Origin of the sequence: Gloeothece verrucosa PCC 7822 (assembly GCF_000147335.1) — a bacterium.
Taxonomy (GTDB): Bacteria; Cyanobacteriota; Cyanobacteriia; order Cyanobacteriales; family Microcystaceae; genus Gloeothece; species Gloeothece verrucosa.
Genome location: NC_014501.1, coordinates 1,754,672 through 1,775,557, shown reverse-complemented (window position 1 = coordinate 1,775,557; position 20,886 = coordinate 1,754,672). Strand labels below are relative to the sequence as shown.

Sequence of the window (20,886 nt, the reverse complement as noted above, 5' to 3'; positions counted from 1 at the left end):
GAGCGGGTTAATCTAGAGCTTAGGCTAAATTAATTGTTTTTTTTGAGTTTAGGATTTTTTAGCCATTAGACTTATTTTTATAAATTTTATGAAGCTTATTTGAAGTTTTTAACGGCTTCCAAAAAAACTTGATTTGTTGATCAGCTTCTTCAGGGGTTATTTGCCCCTTGTTTTCTAGATGAGAAATATAGATAATTTTCTGATAAAATTCTTGAATATTGACCTTAAACTCTAGATTAGAAGGCATGGGTTTTTGAGGAGATGAGTTTTTATTATTCCTTTTCATGGTCTTGTTAGGGTTTTTGTCTAGAAAAGTTCGATTTTAAGGGTAACAACCTATCAAATTAGCTTGATTTCTGGGGTGGGATTGAAAACTTTATCTCACCTCAACACCAGGCGAGTTTTTATGATATGTCAAAAAAACTTTACTTTTGCTAGTTAAGCTAACATTGTCAGGAAATGATAATATTTCAAGTCCCATTTTTCCTATAGCTAATCTATGAGTAAACTACAATTCCCACTGTTCGGATGTTCCCTACACACAAGGAAAATTGTAATGATCAAGGCGATTAACCATATTTAAATTTTGGGCAAATTACACTAATCTAATCTTCTGCAACATCAGTCAACTGTTGTTCCTTGAGTACAGTAGGTGGTTTAAAGGCGAGTAATCGCCCTTGTTTAAGCCGCTTGACACCACTGAGAGTAATTAAAGTTAACAAAGAACCAATTAAACCGGTTTCCCATAAACCGCAGCCAATGGCAGCACCTAATCCGGCTGCAATCCAAATGGAAGCGGCAGTAGTTAAACCACGCACTTTAGGACGTTCTATAGCAGGAGAAGATTGTTGTAAAATCAGTCCTGCGCCAATAAAGCCTACTCCTGTAGTGACTCCCTGTATAGTACGACTTAAGGCATTAGTGGCGGCATAGGGGCTATCTCCTTCTGCTTGCAGTGGCATCATCACGAATAAAGCCGCTCCTAGACTAACTAACATAAAGGTTCTCATGCCGGCTGGTCGTCCTCCTTTCTGCCGATTAACTCCGATGACACAACCTACCAGCAAAGCTAGTGTTAGCCGAAAAGTAATCTGTAGCCAGTCATTGTGGTTGATAAACATTACACTCATCGCTCAAACTCCTTGTCTAGCGGCAACCGCCAAATTTTTTACCGATATGTCTATCAGTTTATCGTAAATTAATGTTTAATTAACAAACGTTTAAGATTAAGTATTTTACATTTCAAAACACCTAGAGTGCTTTATTGGTGTCCAGGTACTTAGCGGTTCTCAAGTTGAGGAGTTATAGTTTCTGTTAGTAAATTATCCAAAATTGATGACTGCAAGGAGTAAGAAAATATCAAGCAAAAACCGAAAAGATTGAAGTTTTTCAAGTCCTCGCTTAAACCAGGTTTCTAGGAGTTTTTACTTATGAGCAATGAGTGAGGAGTGAGCCAACTATCCCAATTTTAGAAAAACCGTCAAAATATAGTTGACGATGCAGGACTTAAGGGTTTATGATTAACAAAGTGAGTGAAAAAAAAGTGTTTTGAGTTAGGTTAAAACAAGCTTGAAAACGTTGAAAAGCCGCTCAAAAAAAACACAAAAAGGCTCACTCATGGGTAAAAAATTCCCAAGAGCCGCGAAAATTTCCTGAGAAAAAATTTTTAATTTATCCCCAAAGGCAGGGCAACAAAAGGCTAGAAACCCCAGAAATGTGTCCGGCTTATCAGAACTTTTTCAGTAAATTAAGTTATCCTGGGAAGAGTTCATGACTAGAAGGAATAAAGATGGCAAGCTCAACTGCATTTTCAAGTGGTCAAACTGGAGAAGATCGTGAAGTTTGGATCTCTTTAAAAGAAGCGATCGCTGCTAGTTCAGGTTTTAGACGTTGGCAAGCTGAAAAAATGGTCAGTGATGTACTTCTTGAGCCAAAAGACCTTGACGAGCAAGTTTATGCGTATTTAAAAGAAACCCTCAATACTTTAGCTTATTAAAATTTGGGTAAACGTTTAGCAATATTATCAATACTGCGATAAGCATCTACCAAACGATCCCCTTCTACATTAACTTCGGAAGTGGGATAATTTTCCAATACTTCAATTAAGCGAACATTGTTATCGGGTAAAGCCGAACTAACCAAGGCGCTACGTAAAGCTTGACGGCTAGATCTTTTACTCGGTGTATGGATCACCTCGCTAACTTGATCGAGTAAAAATTCTCCAGGGAAACTATTGAGAATTTGTGATAGTACCACACCATCCACCTTAACCGGATCAGTTAAAGCTTGTCGCAGTTGCTCAGGATTTTTTTTAGCCAACACCAAATAAGCTTTTAAAGACGAGGAGAGTTCACCGGTTTTAACAAAATTGCTCAATTCAGGCACAGAAATAGACTCTCGTAAAACACTATATTTCAAAATGATCGTTTCAGCAGCCTCAGCAACAGGTGCGATAAACCATAAAAGGCCAACCATCAAGCCGCTTAAAGGGAGGCGAAGCTTAAAGCCAACAGGAGGAGAGAAGAACAATTTAAACATGGCAAAAATCGAGAATAGATTGAGCAGTGATGTGAGGCTGTTCCAAATGAGGGACATGGCCACAATTTTTTAGCCAAATTAAGCGGCTATTGCCAAGGGCGGCTTGAAAACGAGCAGCATCTTTTATTCCCAAGATTTGATCATTTTCACCCCATAAAATCAAAGTTGGCTGCTTAATCTTTGGGAGTTGTTCACTAAAACAACCATAACCGCCACTTTTTGTAAAAGAAATTAAGGCTTGACTCCAGCCAGTACATTTCAAGTGTAGCGCAGCACAGAGTTGAGCATCTTGATTAGCCAAACTTTTATCATAATAAGCCGCGCGACTAATATTTTGTCGTACTTGAGGATTACTCAAAAAAGCCGTAGCCAAAGAATCAAAAGGAGGAAACATCAACTTACCAATGACCGGGCTCTTCGTCATACCAGCACTATCAATCAGAACCAATTGCTCGACTACTTCAGGATAAGTGAGAGTAAAATCAATCGCCGTTGCTCCTCCCATAGAAGCCCCCACTAAAATTACAGGTTGTCCAATGAGAGTCTTCCAGAAATAATACAGATGAGTTTTAATCGCCGATGGAGAAATCGAAAGTCCTGCCACACGTTCTGTAAAGCCAAAGCCTAACAAATCCAGGGCCCAAGTTTCTTGTTGAGCCGCTAATGGGGGTAACAGCCGACGAAATTCTAAAACCGAGCTATCAAAACCATGAAGCAGTAAAATTGGTGTGCCGCCACTGCCGCCGTTAACATAAGTTGTCGCAATCGGTAGAGGGCACAAAGGCGTTACAATCGGCTGACATTGAATTTGTTGAGCTAGAGTAATGGAAGTAGATTCTATCAGGTTTTCAGTTTCTCGAGGCAGGAAAGACATAAATTAATGAGTAATTGTTATTTTGATATCAAAACCGAACTCAGACAATAGTTATTATAGAAGAAGAACGCAAACCCTCAAAGGTCGATTATTTATCAAGTGCTTAAAATGATCCGTTTATCTTAATCACATTTCTGAGCCAACTCATCACCAAAGGCGTATTTCTTTGCGTCCTTTGTTGCTTAGCGCGAAATTAAAAAAACTTTAAAACAAAACCTTATAACTTAAATTTTCAGTTATTACCCATCCATCATGCCCAAAAACCAAGTATTTTCCCCTCCCAAAATTTCTCAAGTTACACAAGGACTAATTTGCCTAATTTTTGCTTTAATTTCTGTCTCTTCAGCGTCAATTTTAATCCGATTGAGTCAACAGGAAATAAGTTTTACAGCGACCATATTTTATCGCTTATTTTTGACAGCTTTAGTATTAGGAATCTGGAAAACAATCAAAGCTCAAAAACCGCTTTTGAGTCAACTCTCTAATTTATCTCGAGAAAATTTAAAAGTAATAGGCCTATTAACCGCCGCCGCCATTTGTGTCACCACTGACTTAACCATTTGCTCTTGGTGCTTGACTCAGACGAGCGTAGCGAATGTGACAATTCTGGGTAATATGTCACCTTTATTTACGACTTTTGGCTTGTGGTTATTGTGGCGAAAACCCTGTGATCGCCGAATGTTAATAGGTATTATTATTGCCATTGGGGGAGCCGCCGCGATCGTCTTAGATGACTTTAGTTTGGCTAGTCATAAATTGAGCGGGGATTTAGCCTCTCTTGGTTCAGCAATCGCTTTTGCGGTTTATCTGATCATTATCGAACGACTGCAAAACCAATTTAACACTTCCTCGATTGTCTTATACACCTGTGGTTTAGGCAGTATTTTTCTGTTACCAATAGCTTTATTGAACCAAGAAACAATAATTCCTGATTCTTGGCATGGATGGTTATCCGTAATCGCCTTAGCCCTAATTTGTCAAATCATCGGGCAAAGTTTACTGGTTTCCAGCCTAAATTCTTTATCTTCCGAGCTTGTCGCTGTTTCTCTTTTATTAGAACCCATTCTCGCCGGCTTAGGAGCTTGGATTTTCTTTGCAGAAAGCTTGAGCCTATCGAACTGGGCCGGCTGTGTCATTGTCTTATTAGGACTGTATTTAGCTATTTCTAGCCCATCTGCCCTTAAAAAAGAGCTTTCATTTGAGGTGGACTAGCATTACTCAGGATCAGACCCCGAATTTGTTTCCGACTGCTCTTTAGGAGGTATATTTTTAAGTTTGGTGGGCTTTAAAACAACGCCTTTAGGTTTCTCAGAAGCGGGGGGTTTCTCGCTAGGGAAAGATCTTTGAGCAGTGTAGGGTTTATCTGAGGCAGAAGAGATAACCTTTTTTTGAAATCTTCGGTTATCGCCACTACTACTATCCCGATTATCCCGATAATCCCGATTATCCCGATAATCCCGATTATCTCGATTATCTCGATTATCTGTTTCTGTTGACACAGGTTTGACGGGTCTTTTGTATCTAGGGATAGTTTGCGTCGGGGATTCAAGGTCTTCCACCCAGCCAAAACATTCTCGACTCGGGATAAACTTAAAGCGAGCTTGGATAAACCACCTTGGCGGTAATTGATCCTTGGGAATTTTAGGATTGAAGCGAAAAGGTCGAATATCTTCTTCAGTGCGTCGCATTAATACCGGTAAGTGAGTCGCTTTAAACTTCTCAGTGGGATCAACGGCATTGGCGTTACGATACACCGAAATAACAGGTGTTTTAATTTGAGGTAAAAACTGCCAAATTCCCTTAAAAATAAAAATACCGGGTTCTGTCTCCTGATCCGGGAAGGGGGTTGATAACCACGCTACCACTTGAAAGGAGATGATCATATCTGCACGAGGAATAATCAGAATTTTTGGGTAAACCTTTAAATATAGAGGCACATCAGGAGCATTTTCAAACTGTTTCAACCAAGCTCTGTATCGATGGCGAAGGATAAACAGTTTGTATTCTTGTCGGCCTAGTGAAATGCAAAACTGTCCTTCTTCCGTTTTGGTAACCTTTCCATAGAGAGTCCCAATCGCTTGAAAGAAAGTCGGTTGCTCGTAGTCGTCTGGTAAATCTTCTTCTAGAGCTTGTTCTAGATCGGGTTCTAGTTCTTGTGCATCATCTTGTTCATCTAAATCATCTACTTCTGACAAAGAAATCTCTGTCTGCTCTACAAAATTGTGCTGTTTTGGTTCAGGCGGATTTTCTGGATTGGTCGGACTTTGACTCTGTTTACGGACGCTAGGCATTTTAACACAGGGGAAGAAGTTCAACTTAATTCTAGTTTACAGCTATACTTATGCAAGTAAAGACGGGTAAAAAAAACCCGTCAGATCATTTTAAACGTTTCAGGGTTGTTTATGCTCTGCCTAAAAGTGTTTGGTCTTTTTTTTATTCGGATTTAGATCAAGCTTACCAGCAATTCATCACAACACAAGCCCTTTGAGAAAATTGACCCCAATCATTTATGTATACCCGTATACCTGTCAAGTTACCCCAAGATTCTTATGATATTGTGATCTGCTCCGCAGCACCTCACGCACGAGCTAGTTTATCCCAACTCGCTGATCAGATCTCTCCTCTTAATTTAGGCAAAAAAGTTTTGCTAGTCTCTAATCCCCAAATTTATGAGTATTATGGGGAGAGCGTCGTTAACTGTTTAATGGCGGCAGGATTTGTGGTGACTACTCATCTTATTCCTGAAGGAGAAATTCATAAAACTTTAGATTCTATTACTCAAATTTATGATGCGGCACTAGAAAATTATTTAGAGCGTTCCTCCACAATGATCGCTTTAGGAGGAGGAGTCATTGGCGATATGACCGGGTTTGCTGCCGCCACCTGGTTAAGAGGAATTCCTTTTATACAAATTCCTACCTCTCTTTTAGCGATGGTAGATGCTGCTATAGGTGGCAAAACCGGCGTTAATCATCCTAAAGGAAAAAACCTCATCGGTGCTTTTCATCAACCCCGTTTAGTTTTGATCGATCCTACCGTTTTAAAAACTCTCCCAGTGCGAGAATTTCGCGCCGGAATGGCAGAAGTGATTAAGTATGGTGTGATCTGGGACCAAGCGTTATTTAATCACTTAGAAGCCGCAGAAAGATTAGATAATTTTTCTGAGATTAATCAGGAGTTATTACAAACTATTGTTACGCGCTCTTGCCAAGCTAAAGCTGATGTGGTAAGCAAAGATGAAAAAGAGTCCGGATTACGAGCTATTTTAAATTATGGTCATACTATTGGGCACGCCATCGAAAGTTTAACCGGATATAGCCAAATCCTACACGGGGAAGGCGTAGCGATGGGAATGGTGGCTGCCGGCAGAATCGCCGTTAAACTCAATATGTGGAGTGAACAAGCCGCTTTGCGTCAAGATGCTTTAATTAAAAAGGCAGGACTGCCTACAGAAATTCCGGCGGGTGTGGATGCTGAAGCAATTATTCAAACCCTACAAACTGATAAAAAAGTCAAGGCGGGTAAAGTTCGCTTTATTTTTCCTCAAGAAATTGGCACAGTTACCATTACTGATCAGGTTACATCGGACCTGATTCGGGAAGTTTTGGCCGAGGTGACTTGTCAAGCTTAAGCGGCTAAGATGAAAAACTGCACCTTATTTTTTGTCCATTATGCGATGATTTGATGGGCAATTTTTATCTGTTTGAAATTATGAGAACCAACAAATTAGTCAAACCTTTTTTGAAGTGGGCCGGAGGAAAAAGACAATTAATTGCTGAAATTAGCAAATATATAGCAAAATTTAGAGAAAATACCACCTATTATGAACCTTTTGTAGGAGGAGGCGCTCTTTTATTTCATCTACAGCCCAAGAAAGCGGTTATTAATGATAGTAATTCGGAATTAATTAACTGCTATGAAGTGATTAGAGATTCTGTAGAGGAATTAATTGAAGATTTAAGGCAACATAAAAATGAACCAGACTATTATTATGCTATCCGAGCATGGGATAGATCCCCTGATTATAAAGAAAAACCTCCCATCCAACGGGCATCAAGAATTATTTTTCTCAATAAAACTTGTTATAATGGACTATTTAGAGTTAATTCTCAAGGACAGTTTAATGTTCCTTTTGGAAGATATAAAAAACCTAATATTTTAGATGATGGGGTACTGAGAGCTATTCATAAGTATTTGAATGAAAATCAAGTAGAGATTCTTAATCAAGATTTTCAAGAAGCAGTTACAACCGCTCAAAAAGGAGATTTTATCTATTTTGATCCCCCTTATGATCCTGTTTCGGATACGGCTTCTTTTACTGGATATGATGTCAATGGTTTTGATAAAAATGAGCAAGAGCGGCTTAAGTCAACAGTTGATGACTTAACTCGACGAGGATGTAAAGTCTTGTTAAGCAATGCGGATACGCCTTTTATTAGAAATTTATACAAAGATTATAATAGAGTTACTGTAGCGGCTTCTAGAGCTATTAATTCTAATGGGCTAAAACGGGGGAAAATTTCTGAAGTTTTAGTCATGAATTACAGTGCCGCTCAAAACGAGGACAAATTAGAAAAACTCCACACTGAACCTATATTTAGAGTCAGTGTGGCAAAATCTTAAAAAGATTTATTTCTTGATATCTTTAGCCATTTTACGGAACATATCCATGCTGTCATCAGCACTGCGGCGAGCGGAATTGGCCGCACTTGTCTGAGAAGACTCGGAGGTCGTATCAATAGCTATCGTTTCACCTTTAGCTAGTGCTTTTTTGAGGGAAGAAATTTCTGCAATGACTTCTGTCCCAGCGCCTTTAAGCGTTTTGGGAAAGCTTCTTTTTATCTTGTACGCTTTCCGCATAAATTCGATATTGCCAAGAGATTTGGCATCGTCCGGCTCTAGAAAGAAAGCTCCGCTTTTTCCGTTGCCATTGGACTGTGTTGGTTGCTCGGGTTCGTCAACATACTTTGTCTTACCACCAATGCCAAAAAATCCTGCCATTGACTTTTTTTATCTCCTGATGTTTGAGTTATGTTTATGTATGTAAAAGTTTATCAAGTTTTATGAAAAAAAATGAAAATTTGTCGCTTAATGTTAAGGTTTCTTGACAAACTCGCACAACTTAAAACATAACTTGAGAGGAGCGAAGCTGATGAAGGTCTAATTCAGATAAACGTTGATAAGGCTGCTCAATTAGCCCGCGACCTCGTAAAAAACCTGTATTAGCCCCTGGACAGAGATAATTAAGAGTCTGCTCCGTAAAGCGTTCTCGAATAGCCGCGACACTTCGCAATTGTCGTAACCAGTGAAAAGTCTTAGCGGTTCGTAGAGGAACAGGATATCCTTGTTGATTAGGTAATAAATGTCGTCCCGAGAAGAGAACGCCGCCATGCTGACTCCAGTATAAACAAGAAGACCCCGGAGAATGGCCTGAACTCCAAAAACCATAAGCCGAAGAACCGAGCGTAATTTCGCGCTCAAATGGGGTAACGGGAACTTCTGGGAGCAAATAAGCTTCTTGTTCTTGGATGACAACTTCACAATTGAGAACAGATTGCATTGAAGCGAGATGTTGACTAATAGCACCGCGATGGGTGACAAACAGCCATCTAACCCCATACTGAGTTAAAAATTGTTGATTAATTTCTTCCCAAGCCGGACAATCGATCAGGATGTTACCAGCCTTTTCTACAATAAAATAAGAAGTCCCCCCCAATATATCTCTATTGGGAGGAAAAGCATACAATCCCTCCAAAATTAATCTTGGGGGTTTAGAGCGTTTAGTTTCTACCAAAGGTTCAATCATGATCAAGAGGAGTATTCCAGGTGTGGTGTTGGTTAGAATGATATGAGATGGATTATTAATGATTTTAAGGGCCGAACCTTATTTTTACTGATTATTCTCTGAAACGATAGCTCCTCTAATAACAAAGTATCTTTGAAAACGTTAGTTATCTACAACGCATTAGGCTGTTTAATATGGAAATTTGGTTGCTTCTAATTATAATCGGTTTTATTACTTACTATCTCTTGCAGCGTCATGTTGCCAAAATTACCCAAACTCCTATTTGGCTGATTTGGCTAGTCATGATGATTTTTCCGATTATTTGGGGGATTTGGTGGCAAGTCTATGGAGAAGATAAACCCATTCCTCCTTTGCTGTTATTTGGCCCATTTATCCTTTGTCCTTTATTGTATAGCTGGTTAATCCAGATCGGACGACCTAAAACAGGAGCCAACGAAACAAACACAGAAATCACCCCAAATAATGAACCCACGCCGCCGCCAGCTAACACCCCGACAGTTCGTCCAATAACAGTTGATGAAGAAAAAGAACTTAGAGATTGTTTTCCCTGGGGAGTTTATTATTTACAACAAATAGACTATCGTCCTCAAGCGATTCTCTGTCGCGGCAAATTAAGAGCGGTACCTGAAGTCGCCTATAAAACCATTAAGGAAAATGTAGAAAAAGTTTTTGATGATCGCTTTATTGTTCTGTTTCAAGAAAGTTTACAAGGGCAACCCTTTTTTGCTTTAGTGGCTAATCCTTGGTCAAAAACGAACCAGCCGCTAGACAGTCAACCCCTCAACCGTCCTCTTTTTGCCCTATCATTGCTTTTAATTACTCTGTTTACGACGACAGTCATCGGGACAGAAATTAGTGGGGTCACTCCTCAACAATTAGAGGCTAATCATAGCTTAATTTTGCAAGGGCTGCCTTATAGTTTAGGGCTGATTACTATTTTAGGAATTCATGAATTTAGCCATTATCTAGCGGCTGTTTATTACAAAATCAAGGCCACTCTACCCTATTTTATTCCTATTCCTTTTTTCTTAGGCACTTTTGGCGCATTTATTCAAATGAAATCGCCGGTTCCCCATCGTAGAGCGTTGTTTGATGTAGCTATTGCAGGTCCTTTAGGAGGGTTTCTGGTCACTTTGCCGCTACTGCTGTGGGGACTCACCCTATCTCAAACCGCTCAGATTAACCCAGAAAATACCAGTTTATTGAATTTTAAAGCCCTTGATCCCAGATTTTCCTTGCTCTTTGCTGTGCTGAGTAAAATCGCTTTAGGAAATCAATTGAGCGAAGGGGTAGCCATTGCGCTCCATCCTTTAGCGGTAGCTGGATATATCGGTTTAATCGTTACTGCTCTGAATTTAATGCCTGTTGGACAACTAGATGGGGGTCATATTGTTCATGCTATGTTTGGTCAGAAAACCGGCATTATTATTGGTCAATTAACACGCCTTTTGGTGTTTGTTTTGGCCATGATTAAAAGTGAGTTTTTGCTCTGGGCAATTATTTTATTATTCATGCCATTAGTGGATAATCCCGCCCTAAATGATGTGACAGAATTAGATAATAAACGAGATTTTTTAGGGTTGTTTTCTTTGGCTTTATTAATTAGCATTCTCTTGCCAGTACCCGCAGCAATTGCTCAATGGTTAAGTCTTTAAACTTAGACAATAATTTGTATAAAAAAATACAGATAATCTCCAGAAAGATTGACCCTAAGAGGGAGAAATTAAACAATAAAACTCGTTAAGATCAAGCTAGAGTGACAGTATCTTAACAATCTCAAGTAGCGCTATGACAGCCACTTTATCTAGTCCCCTCTCCCTCGCCTCTTGGTTAGGTGACGAAGCAGAAAGTTTACTGACTTATGAGGCAAAAGTTCCTAAAAGCTTACTGCATTTACCCGGAGCGGATTTTATCGAGAGAGTTTTCGCCCACAGTGATCGCAATCCTCAAGTGCTGCGTAGTCTCCAACAATTGTACTCTACAGGAAGATTAGCCAATACCGGATATTTATCGATTTTACCAGTGGATCAAGGAATCGAACATTCGGCGGCGGCTTCTTTTGCCCCTAACCCCATCTATTTTGACCCAGAAAATATTGTTAAGCTTGCCTTAGAAGGAGGATGTAATGCTGTTGCCACCACTTTAGGGGTTTTGGGCCTAGTATCTCGTAAATATGCCCATCGAATCCCTTTTATTGTTAAGCTTAATCACAATGAACTGCTCACTTTTCCTAATGGTTCAGACCAGATTATGTTTGCTAGTGTAGAGCAAGCCTGGAATTTAGGGGCTGTGGCAGTAGGTGCAACTATTTATTTTGGCTCAAGCGAGTCGGATCGTCAAATTCAAGAAGTAAGTCAAGCGTTTGCTCATGCTCATGAATTGGGAATGGTGACGATTTTATGGTGTTATTTACGCAATAATGCTTTTAAACAAGATAAAGATTATCATTTGGCGGCTGATTTAACCGGACAAGCTAATCATATCGGAGTCACCATAGAGGCAGATATCATTAAACAAAAACTGCCAGAAAATAACCGAGGTTATGAAGCGGTTGCTAATGCTACCGGTGAAAAATATGGAAAAACTGATGAAAGAGTTTATACTCAGTTAAGCTCAGATCACCCGATTGATTTGACTCGTTATCAAGTGCTTAATTGTTATTGTGGCCGGGCCGGTTTGATTAATTCTGGTGGCGCTTCGGGAAAAAATGATTTTGCTGAAGCAGTGCGTACTGCGGTGATTAATAAACGGGCTGGCGGCTGCGGACTGATTTCCGGACGCAAAGCTTTTCAACGTCCGTTAGAAGAAGGAATTAAATTATTTCATGCTATTCAAGATGTTTATCTTTCTTCTGAAGTGACTATTGCTTAAGCGCCCAGAATATGAAAAATATAGCACAATATTTTCTCTAACCTCAATTTTTGTGCTAGAATTCGTTAATAAACACACTGTTGAAATACAGAAGCACAAGCGCCCAGTAACCTCAAAAAGCGAAAATCATTAGGGGCTACAATTAAGCGCAACATCAAACAAGATTAGCTTTAAGCTAAGTCTCACAAACAGAAAAAACAAAAGTAAAGCCAAGCTCTAATAGAGTGAGGTATTAAAGGTAATTAGATACGCCTTTGTCGTGTTTTCGGCGACATAAAGAATTCCTATCCGTCGAGGCGGTGGGGTTATTCAATATATACTTATAATCTGAGTTGATCTCCTATGATTGTTAGTTAGATAGGGGAACAGTTATGAATAAGATTAACACGAACATTGATTATGGATTACTCGATAAGCTTTTAGCCGCACAGCAATGGGAGCAAGGCGAACTTGAAACCGCTTCTTTGATGCTAAAACTGATCGATAAAACTTACTGGTGGGAAATCAATAGCTACGATTTCCAAAAAGTTTCCCCCCAAGCCCTGTGTAAAATTAATACTCTTTGGCTACAGTATTCTGACGGTCGCTTTGGCTTTTCGGTTCAGAAAAATATCTGGGAATACCTAGCCAGTCAGTTTAATTATGAAAGTGAAAAGCAATTTGGCGAATTGCTTGGGTGGCGCAAGGGGGGATACTGGTTGAGCGGCACAGATTTAATCTTTGATTTGTCTGCGCCGATGGGACATTTACCTGGGTGGGGATTGCTGATTTTTTGGTTAGGATTGCCTGTGGCTAATGCTTTTTTAGAAAGACTCTGTAACTGTGAGTTTTCTCGCTCTAAATTTCAACGAACCTCATCATCCAGCTTTCTGTCCTGTTCTTGAACATTTTCAGAATGGGTTAAATAATTCCCATTCCCTTTCATAAGTTTGAATCATAATCTTACAAGATTACTTGATTGCCGCTTGCTCTTGGCTTTTTTCATCTAAGTCTAAACGGTTAAATTCATCAATGCTTAAAATCTCATAAAAATCCTGTGGATAACTTTTTTCAATACATCTTATCCATTGGGTTACTGCTCGTTTTTTTTTCAGCGTCTGGGAGTGGAAAAATTTTATCCCCAGCTACCTATTCCTTGAAGAACTTTTAAATCTTCTTCATCTAACTGTTCAGGAACGCCACTACGAATTAACTCAGAAAAATCCTCATTAGGAACCATAAAACAGATAGCATATAATCGTCCTGAACCCACATTTCTAATTTCATGAATACCTGTCGGACGAACTAACAAACTATCCCCAGGATGTAAAGGAATATTTTTTCCATCACAGATAGCCATTCCTTCTCCTTTGAGAATAAAAAACATTTCTACAGCGAAATTATGGCGATGAGTGGGAGTGCTTCCCCCAGGATCAAAAATTTCTACACAAACCGTTAAAGAATCATCCGCCGAAGTAGAATCAAAGACGATCGCTAGACGATTGGTATCGTGGGGACTAATTCGAAAGACTTGATAGTCTTGAGGAGATTTGATCACAGGGATCATACAATGATCACTGGTGAGAGTAGATCCATTCATAATGAGTTTTGGCTCAGAAGTTAGTCACTAGACAATTTTATTGATAACATAAACATAGTCTATTGATCATTAAGTGTTAAAGTCTATAAAGATTTTAAAAGTTTCTCTAAGCAGACTCGACAATTTTCCAGCATTAATAACTCATCAAAAAGTGCAAAAAGTCTATTGATGATTTCGCCAGATGGCATCCGCAACCCGACAGACTTCAGACATAGGTTTAACGTCGTGAACTCTTAAAAGATCGGCTCCCGATGCGATGGCCGCACAACAAGCCGCCGCCGTTCCCCAAACACGCTGCTGAGGGTCTTTTTGCTGCAAAATATGACCGATAAAACGCTTACGAGAAGGCCCTACTAAAATGGGCACATCTAAACTCCGAAATTGGTTAATTTGTCTGAGGATTTCTAAATTTTGCTGATCAGTTTTGGCAAACCCAAGACCCGGATCAATCATTAAATGGGAACGCTTTATGCCTATAGCCATAGCTTTTAAAATTTGATTAGCGAAAAACTCGCTTATTTCTCGAATTAAATCCTGATAATCTGTTAATTGCTGCATGGTTTTGGGAGTTCCCCGAATGTGCATTAAAATAATGGGCACATCTAATGTTGCCGCTACCAAGAACATTTGCTCATCAAAGGTTCCTCCAGAGATATCATTAATGAGGTCTGCTCCGGCTTCAATCGCTGCTCGCGCTACGGCGGCTCTTGTGGTATCAATAGAAATGGGCACAGAAATTAATGGCCGTAAAGCTTTAATCACAGGAATAACTCGCTTAAGTTCTTCATCCAAAGAAATTTCTTCTGCACCGGGGCGGGTGGACTGTCCACCGAGATCAATAATATCTGCTCCCTCGGCTACCATTTTAGCGGCTTGTTCTAAGGCAGCATCGAGAGTGTTAAATTGTCCTCCATCACTAAAACTGTCAGGAGTAACGTTTAAAATTCCCATGAGGTAAGTTCGCTTTCCCCACTCGAAGAGTTGATCGCGGATGGTTATGTGGTTCATGGCTTAATTGTTAAGTTTGGTTACAGTTTAGCAATCGGTAGCAATTTATACAGTTTTACGGGTTATTATATTAGAAGAAACGAGTTAAAAGTGTTTCTTGGATAAGCAAAATCACAATTTTAGAGGAAAAAGTATGAAAACTCAAGAACAAGCACGGGCTTTAATGACACGGCAACAGCATACTCTAAAAAACCGCCAACAATCCATGTTAGAACGGGCATCGGCAGAAATTGGTCTGGACGACTCAAAGTTAAATAAATGATTATAAATGACTATATATTAAAGAAGCCCTGGCTAGAATCAGGGCTTTTGACTTGTTGGGAATTCTGAGCGTTCATCAAATCTGTAGAAAATTGATGTCTCTACTGGGCATTTGATGTTATGGGGGGTAAGGAACAGGAACTTCAGGAAGGAATCTTGCAACTATGATCCGAGGCAGTTTTAGACTCAGACTGAGAACGGGGACAGGTTTCTAAATCTTCAGTAACAGGTTTTTGGGGGTCTAAACCGATCCAAGCATCAATTTGAGCCGGATCAAAGCCGGATTGATAAACTTCTCCCACCTGGATTAGAGGACGACGAATTAATAAAGGGTCTGCTATCATCAAACTTAAAGCGCTAGACTCATCTAATTGATTGGGAATGACTTCTCCTGATTTAATTCGAGGTGCTGTGTAATTAAACCATTCCGCCAGTGGCCTTTGACCAAAAAACGGACGCAGACTTTCTTTTGTCCAAGGGGTTGTTAATAGACTGTGAGCTTCTACTTCATGACCGGCGGCAGTAAGGATCGCTTTTTGCTTGGTGTTATTGATACAGCCGGGTTTTTCGTAAAAGATGACTTTAACCATTGTTTTTTTGCTCTGTAGCGAAACTATATTCCACGTCGTTCCCAACTTAGCTCCGATTCGCTCTCGTTTTGGGATGGCTATTTTTATTCTCTAGGCAATCTTAGAGACAATTCTGTATCCGTTGTTCCATTTTTTTAGGTTCTTTAACATATTTTGAAAAAAAGTGCTAGAAGTAGCGAAATTTAATAAGAAATTTTAATATTATTTGCTTCTATGATAAAAAATGTTCTGTCTAAGCTGACTCGCGTTATTATTGTGTACTAATAAAAGGTAGTAAAACTTAAAATTGCTTAATTTAGTCGCTATCGAGTAATATTGCTATGCCTTAATGAAGTTAAGGCTTATTTAAAGGTAAAAATGATCACCATGAATGCCACTATTTACCGTAATACCAACGCAGACAGCCGCCCAGTGTCTAACCAATTAATCGTTAAGCTAAAACCGGAAGTACAATCTACACAAGCTTTGGACTTGCAAAAAAGTCTAGGTGCTTCGGTGATAGAAACGACTAAACAATGGGGATATCAACTGTGGTCAGTTACAGGGATGAGCATCCAAGCGGCACTAGCTGAACTTAAAAAGAATCCTAACGTAGAATATGCAGAATTGAATTACCTCCTTGAGACGAGTTCTATCCCGAATGATGTCAATTTTAACAAACTCTGGGCTATCAACAATACAGGTCAAACCGGTGGAACTCCAGATGCAGATATTGATGGACTAGAGGCTTATAATCTGGCTAATGGGGAAGGGGTAGTAGTAGGAGTCATTGATACTGGTGTAGATTATACTCACCCCGACCTAGTTAACAATATGTGGACCAATCCCGGCGAGGTGCCAAACAACGGGATCGATGACGATGGCAACGGTTATATTGATGATTACTACGGCTATGATTTCGTCAATGAAGATAGTGACCCATTGGACGAGAATTATCACGGAACTCATGTAGCAGGAATTATCGCGGCAGAGGGAAATAATCTTCAGGGTGTCATTGGTGTGGCCCCGAAAACTAAAATTATGGCTCTAAAGTTCCTCAATGGACAAGAGACGGGGAATATCTTCGATGCGATTCAGGCTATAGAATATGCCACCATGATGAAGCTTAATTATGGGGTCAACGTTCAAATTCTCAATAATAGTTGGTCAGGGGGCCAATATTCTCAGGCTTTACATGATGCCATCGCCGCAGCCAATGCAGCCGGACAGTTATTTACCGCTTCTGCTGGCAATGGTCACAACAACAACGATCTGTTGCCGGTGTATCCTGCTAGTTACGACCTAGAGAACATTATCTCGGTAGCCGCTACCGATGATCAGGATCAACTGGCGGATTTTTCTAATTATGGGGCAACTACGGTAGATTTAGCCGCGCCCGGAGTTCAGATTTACAGCACCTGGCCAGGAAATAACTACGCTTCTTCGAGCGGCACTTCGATGTCCACTGCTTATGTCTCGGGGGTTGCCAGTTTGATTTACTCGCTTAATCCTAATTTGACCCCCGCACAAGTCAAAAGCTATATTCTCTCGGGTGTTGAGCCGGTTTCGTCTTTACAAGGCATCACGGTTTCTGGAGGACGGTTAAACGCCTATAAGGCTTTGCTCTCCCCCTTAGCCGCCAAAATCACCGGCAGCCTATGGAACGACCTGGATCAAAATGGTGTTCGAGATGCAGGAGAACCGGGTCTAGCGGGATGGAAAATCTATCTAGATCAGAATAATAATGGTACCTTTGACCCAGGAGAACGCTCAACCGTTACTAATAAACAGGGAGATTATGCTTTTCTCTTACTCTCTCCAGGAAATTATACCGTTAGAGAAGTTAAACAACTTGGATGGACACAGACTAATCAGACGGACTTATATTATACTGTACAAGTTGCAGAAAGTCAAACAGTTAGCGGGATTAACTGGGGAAATTTCTTGGCCCAACCGGCGACAATTAGCGGCACAAAGTGGAATGACCTCAATCAAAATGCTGTCCTAGATTCAGGAGAACCCGGTTTAGCCGGATGGACGATATATTTAGATGAGAATGGCAATAGCCAACTCGATACAGGGGAACTGTCCACTGTTACAGATGAACAGGGTAAATATAGCTTTACTAATCTTGCCCCGGGTAATTATCAGGTCAATGTTGTGAACCAGAACGGATGGCAACAGACTCAACCGGTTTCGGGTAGCTATTCAGTGGCATTGTCTCCTGATGAAGTGGTCAATAATATTAACTTTGGTCATTATGAATTAAAAAAAGGAGAAATCCGAGGGATTAAATGGAATGACCTAGATGGTGATGGGATTCGCGATCAAGGAGAGCCCGGCTTGCCGGGAATGACAATTTACCTTGACCAAAACCAAAATGGCCGCCTCGATAACGGGGAAATTTCCGCCCTCACTGATAAAGACGGCAATTATGCCTTCACTAACCTAACACCGGGTATTACTTATACCGTCGCTGAGGTCTTACAAGCTAATTGGGCACAAACTACGCCGAGATTCTTATTCAATGCCGATTTTAGTGATGCACAGGGCAATGCTAGTCTAGACGGATTTACGATTGATAACAATTACAACGGGCTATGGCATTTGTCTACGGGGCGGGGAAATCAAGCGGGTCACTCGGCTGATGATAGCCTATACTTTGGGACAAAAGAAGGGATTGATGGGGGTGGAAACTACGATGTAGGATCGACTTCAGGTCGAATTACTTCTTCTGAGATTAGCCTAATCGGTCTTGAGGATGCCCAGTTATCTTTTAATTATTTCTTGCAAACAGAAGGAGGGGGTTTTTATGACCAGGCTAAAGTTCTCCTCTCTCAAAATGGCGGTGACTTTTTTCAAATTGCTTCTAACCAACAGTCCTTGCAAGACCCTACCCCTGGATGGACCAACTTAACCCTTGATTTAACGGCTTATACGGGTAGTAAAATTAAAATTCGCTTCGATTTTGACAGTATTGATTATTATGCCAATAATTTTGAAGGTTGGTATATTGACGATATAACCGTTACCAATGCGGCGGGTCAAGGAATTTACACAGTCAAGCTTGATCCCGGACAAATAGTCAACAACATCAACTTTGGAAATTACCAACCTGTCAAGAATGGTACCTGGCGTAACGACGAACTGATCGGCACAAAACTCAAAGACATTATCAATGGTCTAGCAGGTAATGACAACCTTTATGGTAAAGAAGACAACGATGTTCTTAATGGGGGTGGCGGGAACGATAATCTCTATGGGAATGAAGGGAATGACGAACTCAATGGCAACGAGGGCAAAGATTATCTCGAGGGGAATCAAGGAAATGATAGTCTTAATGGGGGTTCTGAGAGCGACAACCTATTAGGGAATGAAGGTAACGATACCCTCAAAGGAGGAACTCACAACGACACTTTATGGGGTAATCAAGGGAATGATATTCTCAATGGAGATGAGGGAAATGATCTACTCTATGGGAATGAAGGGCAAGATACCCTGAAGGGAGGTAGCAACAATGATACCCTCTATGGGAATGAAGATAATGATCTTCTCTCTGGAGACGAGAGCAACGATCAGCTTTATGGTGATCAAGGGAATGATATTCTCAATGGAGATGCCGGCAATGATGCCCTCTATGGGAGTACAGGTAATGACACCCTTAGCGGCGGTGTGGGCAGAGATACTCTCTATGGCAATGAAAACAATGATCTGCTAAATGGAGATGACGATCACGACCTTCTTTATGGTAATCAAGACAATGATACCCTTAACGGGGGTAACGGAAATGATACTCTCTATGGGAATGAGGGTAGCGATATTCTTAATGGAGGCAACAACAATGATAGTCTCTATGGGAATGAAGGAAATGATACTCTTAATGGTGCCGAGGGGAACGATACTTTGCGCGGCGGTGAAGGGAATGACCTCCTTACAGGGGGGTTGGATAAAGATGTGTTTGTTTTAGCGGCTAATTTTGGCAGCGATACCATCACTGACTTTATGGATGGTCAAGATAAACTGGGTTTATCGGCAGGTTTGAGTTTTGCTCAATTAACTCTTACTTCCAATCAGAGTAATACTTTAATTTATTTAACTAGCTCTAACGAACTTTTAGCAACGCTTTCAGGCATAAATCTCAGTCTGATTAATTCTAGGGATTTTATGGTTATTTAGTTGAACTTGAGTCATTAGGTGCGAACAAATATTTGCTCTAGGCAAATTGAGCATCAGAAACTTCAAGTCAATTTTGTCAAGGGCTTTTTACTCTAAACTAGACCAAACCTCCAACTTAGCCTCAACGCGGCGAATTACCTCATCTGTAAAGTCACTGGTGGTCATTTGTCCGCCCAGATCTGGGGTAGCTTTACCCTCATAAATAGTTTCAAAAACGCTTTCATAGATAGCTCGAGAAGCCTTTTCCGCTAACCCAGTCCCCACATAACTCAACAAAGCCGCACAGGCTAAGATCATCGCCATTGGGTTAGCAATATTTTTCCCAAACAGCGCGGGGGCAGTTCCATGAGGGGCTTCAGCCATCACGGTTTTCACCTGATCACTACCAGCATCAAACCCTAACACTAAACTCTCAGAACCAGCAATACTGCCATACATTTGTAATACCATATCCGATAGAAGGTCCCCATCTCGGTTCAAAGCGGGAATAACCAAAGATTCGCCACTGCTTTGCAACAACAGAGCAAAGGTAGCATCAATTAACAGGGGTTGATAAAAAACATCCGTATGGCGTTTAGCGGCTTTATCGAGTTCTTCTTTAAACATCCCCTCATAAACTGCACTGACGGTAAATTTTGGCCCACCAAACACCTTAGCTTTTGTGCGTCTAGCATATTGAAAGGTAAACTCGGCTACAGCGCGGCAAGTTGAGCGAGAAATTTTCGAGGTGCGATAGGCGATCTCATCGCCATTTTCTTTAATTTCGCGCCATTCTTTAGACCCATAGGCATCATCTACTGCCATACGAACAATAGCGATCGGGGAATGTACCCCTCCGATGGGGCGTATTTTAGGAATACGTCGTCCGGTTCTGAGAATCACTTTAGCGTCTATTGCTTCTCGTAAGATAGCATTAGGACTTCCCACATCTTGGGAAATTTCTGGGGTAATGGTGGCGGCTTTGAGGGCGAGTCCAGTGTTTCTAGCTTTTTCGGCGGCTTCTTTTACCACTTGATTTTGAGTGGCGCGACGGTTTTCTAAACTGATGTCATAGTCGAGAAATTGTAGGGGTTGACGAATGACTGATGGTTGCAATACCCGCAAAGCTTGTAATAACAGTTCTTCGCCGGTTTGATCACCGTGCATAACAACAATTGTGGGGGTAGTTTGAGACATAATTTTTCACAAAAGGCAGATGAGATGA

The 20,886-nt window shown here is 40.6% G+C and carries 20 protein-coding genes; 9 read left to right on the top strand and 11 right to left on the bottom strand.

Translation table 11 applies throughout. The annotated features are described in order from the left end of the window. Nucleotides 1-58: 58 nt before the first annotated feature. Complete coding sequence (locus tag CYAN7822_RS07915; RefSeq protein WP_013321722.1) at nt 59-286, bottom strand: DUF7219 family protein; 228 nt, start codon at nt 284-286, stop codon at nt 59-61. 319 nt (nt 287-605) lie between these two features. Then, nucleotides 606-1,121 carry an MgtC/SapB family protein gene (locus CYAN7822_RS07910; protein ID WP_216701593.1) on the bottom strand — a complete coding sequence of 172 codons (516 nt, stop codon included), beginning with the start codon at nt 1,119-1,121 and terminating at the stop codon, nt 606-608. 668 nt (nt 1,122-1,789) lie between these two features. Between CYAN7822_RS07910 and CYAN7822_RS07905 the strand changes: the two genes are divergently transcribed. Beyond that, a complete protein-coding gene (locus CYAN7822_RS07905) occupies nt 1,790-1,996 on the top strand; it encodes a hypothetical protein (RefSeq protein WP_013321720.1) in 207 nt (68 codons plus the stop codon). Here the strand turns inward: CYAN7822_RS07905 and CYAN7822_RS07900 are convergent. Together CYAN7822_RS07900 and CYAN7822_RS07895 are read right to left on the bottom strand one after the other, a co-directional pair. Beyond that, nucleotides 1,993-2,538 carry an alpha/beta hydrolase gene (locus tag CYAN7822_RS07900; protein ID WP_013321719.1) on the bottom strand — a complete coding sequence of 182 codons (546 nt, stop codon included), beginning with the start codon at nt 2,536-2,538 and terminating at the stop codon, nt 1,993-1,995. The two genes, CYAN7822_RS07905 and CYAN7822_RS07900, sit on opposite strands and share 4 nt — an antisense overlap. After that, nucleotides 2,531-3,412, bottom strand: coding sequence for an alpha/beta fold hydrolase (locus CYAN7822_RS07895; protein WP_013321718.1), 882 nt, complete (start codon nt 3,410-3,412; stop codon nt 2,531-2,533). The genes CYAN7822_RS07900 and CYAN7822_RS07895 overlap by 8 nt, the downstream gene beginning before the upstream one ends. A 252-nt stretch (nt 3,413-3,664) precedes the next feature. Here CYAN7822_RS07895 and CYAN7822_RS07890 point away from each other — a divergent pair, with 252 nt between their 5' ends. Continuing rightward, the gene (locus tag CYAN7822_RS07890; protein WP_013321717.1) at nt 3,665-4,624 is read left to right on the top strand and encodes a DMT family transporter; all 960 of its coding nucleotides are present in this window, start codon (nt 3,665-3,667) and stop codon (nt 4,622-4,624) included. Nucleotides 4,625-4,626: 2 nt separating this feature from the next. On the opposite strand, the gene CYAN7822_RS07885 is transcribed toward CYAN7822_RS07890, so the two are convergent. After that, nucleotides 4,627-5,703, bottom strand: coding sequence for a hypothetical protein (locus tag CYAN7822_RS07885; RefSeq protein ID WP_013321716.1), 1,077 nt, complete (start codon nt 5,701-5,703; stop codon nt 4,627-4,629). 218 nt (nt 5,704-5,921) lie between these two features. Here CYAN7822_RS07885 and aroB point away from each other — a divergent pair, with 218 nt between their 5' ends. Next, nucleotides 5,922-7,043, top strand: a complete 1,122-nt coding sequence (aroB, locus tag CYAN7822_RS07880) for a 3-dehydroquinate synthase (RefSeq protein ID WP_013321715.1) — start codon at nt 5,922-5,924, stop codon at nt 7,041-7,043. A gap of 80 nt (nt 7,044-7,123) precedes the next feature. After that, the gene (locus tag CYAN7822_RS07875) at nt 7,124-8,035 is read left to right on the top strand and encodes a DNA adenine methylase (protein ID WP_049802678.1); all 912 of its coding nucleotides are present in this window, start codon (nt 7,124-7,126) and stop codon (nt 8,033-8,035) included. Nucleotides 8,036-8,041: 6 nt separating this feature from the next. On the opposite strand, the gene CYAN7822_RS07870 is transcribed toward CYAN7822_RS07875, so the two are convergent. Further along, the gene (locus tag CYAN7822_RS07870; RefSeq protein WP_013321713.1) at nt 8,042-8,413 is read right to left on the bottom strand and encodes a hypothetical protein; all 372 of its coding nucleotides are present in this window, start codon (nt 8,411-8,413) and stop codon (nt 8,042-8,044) included. A 121-nt stretch (nt 8,414-8,534) separates the two neighbouring features. Then, nucleotides 8,535-9,218 (bottom strand): MBL fold metallo-hydrolase, encoded by a 684-nt coding sequence (locus tag CYAN7822_RS07865; RefSeq protein ID WP_013321712.1) that lies wholly within the window; start codon nt 9,216-9,218, stop codon nt 8,535-8,537. A gap of 173 nt (nt 9,219-9,391) precedes the next feature. Here CYAN7822_RS07865 and CYAN7822_RS07860 point away from each other — a divergent pair, with 173 nt between their 5' ends. The 3 genes from CYAN7822_RS07860 (at nt 9,392) to CYAN7822_RS07850 (ending at nt 12,973) form a co-directional block, all read left to right on the top strand. After that, a complete protein-coding gene (locus tag CYAN7822_RS07860) occupies nt 9,392-10,873 on the top strand; it encodes a site-2 protease family protein (RefSeq protein WP_013321711.1) in 1,482 nt (493 codons plus the stop codon). Between the two features lie 133 nt (nt 10,874-11,006). Continuing rightward, entirely contained in the window at nt 11,007-12,089 is a 1,083-nt protein-coding gene (locus CYAN7822_RS07855) for a class I fructose-bisphosphate aldolase (RefSeq protein WP_013321710.1), read from the top strand. A 371-nt stretch (nt 12,090-12,460) separates the two neighbouring features. Further along, nucleotides 12,461-12,973, top strand: coding sequence for a GUN4 domain-containing protein (locus tag CYAN7822_RS07850; RefSeq protein WP_013321709.1), 513 nt, complete (start codon nt 12,461-12,463; stop codon nt 12,971-12,973). 230 nt (nt 12,974-13,203) lie between these two features. On the opposite strand, the gene CYAN7822_RS07845 is transcribed toward CYAN7822_RS07850, so the two are convergent. Further along, nucleotides 13,204-13,668, bottom strand: coding sequence for a cupin domain-containing protein (locus tag CYAN7822_RS07845; protein WP_013321708.1), 465 nt, complete (start codon nt 13,666-13,668; stop codon nt 13,204-13,206). A gap of 162 nt (nt 13,669-13,830) precedes the next feature. Next, nucleotides 13,831-14,676 (bottom strand): dihydropteroate synthase, encoded by an 846-nt coding sequence (gene folP, locus CYAN7822_RS07840; protein ID WP_013321707.1) that lies wholly within the window; start codon nt 14,674-14,676, stop codon nt 13,831-13,833. 133 nt (nt 14,677-14,809) lie between these two features. Between folP and CYAN7822_RS40150 the strand changes: the two genes are divergently transcribed. After that, on the top strand, nt 14,810-14,938 hold the full coding sequence (locus CYAN7822_RS40150) for a hypothetical protein (RefSeq protein WP_013321706.1): 129 nt from the start codon (nt 14,810-14,812) through the stop codon (nt 14,936-14,938). 142 nt (nt 14,939-15,080) lie between these two features. Here the strand turns inward: CYAN7822_RS40150 and CYAN7822_RS07830 are convergent, their stop codons facing one another. Beyond that, nucleotides 15,081-15,527: an ArsC/Spx/MgsR family protein gene (locus tag CYAN7822_RS07830; RefSeq protein ID WP_013321705.1), complete on the bottom strand. Its 447-nt coding sequence runs from the start codon at nt 15,525-15,527 to the stop codon at nt 15,081-15,083. 366 nt (nt 15,528-15,893) lie between these two features. Between CYAN7822_RS07830 and CYAN7822_RS34485 the strand changes: the two genes are divergently transcribed. Further along, nucleotides 15,894-19,682 (top strand): S8 family serine peptidase, encoded by a 3,789-nt coding sequence (locus CYAN7822_RS34485; RefSeq protein ID WP_162052167.1) that lies wholly within the window; start codon nt 15,894-15,896, stop codon nt 19,680-19,682. Between the two features lie 87 nt (nt 19,683-19,769). On the opposite strand, the gene CYAN7822_RS07820 is transcribed toward CYAN7822_RS34485, so the two are convergent. Beyond that, on the bottom strand, nt 19,770-20,858 hold the full coding sequence (locus CYAN7822_RS07820; protein ID WP_013321703.1) for an isocitrate/isopropylmalate family dehydrogenase: 1,089 nt from the start codon (nt 20,856-20,858) through the stop codon (nt 19,770-19,772). Between the last annotated feature and the right edge of the window lie 28 nt (nt 20,859-20,886).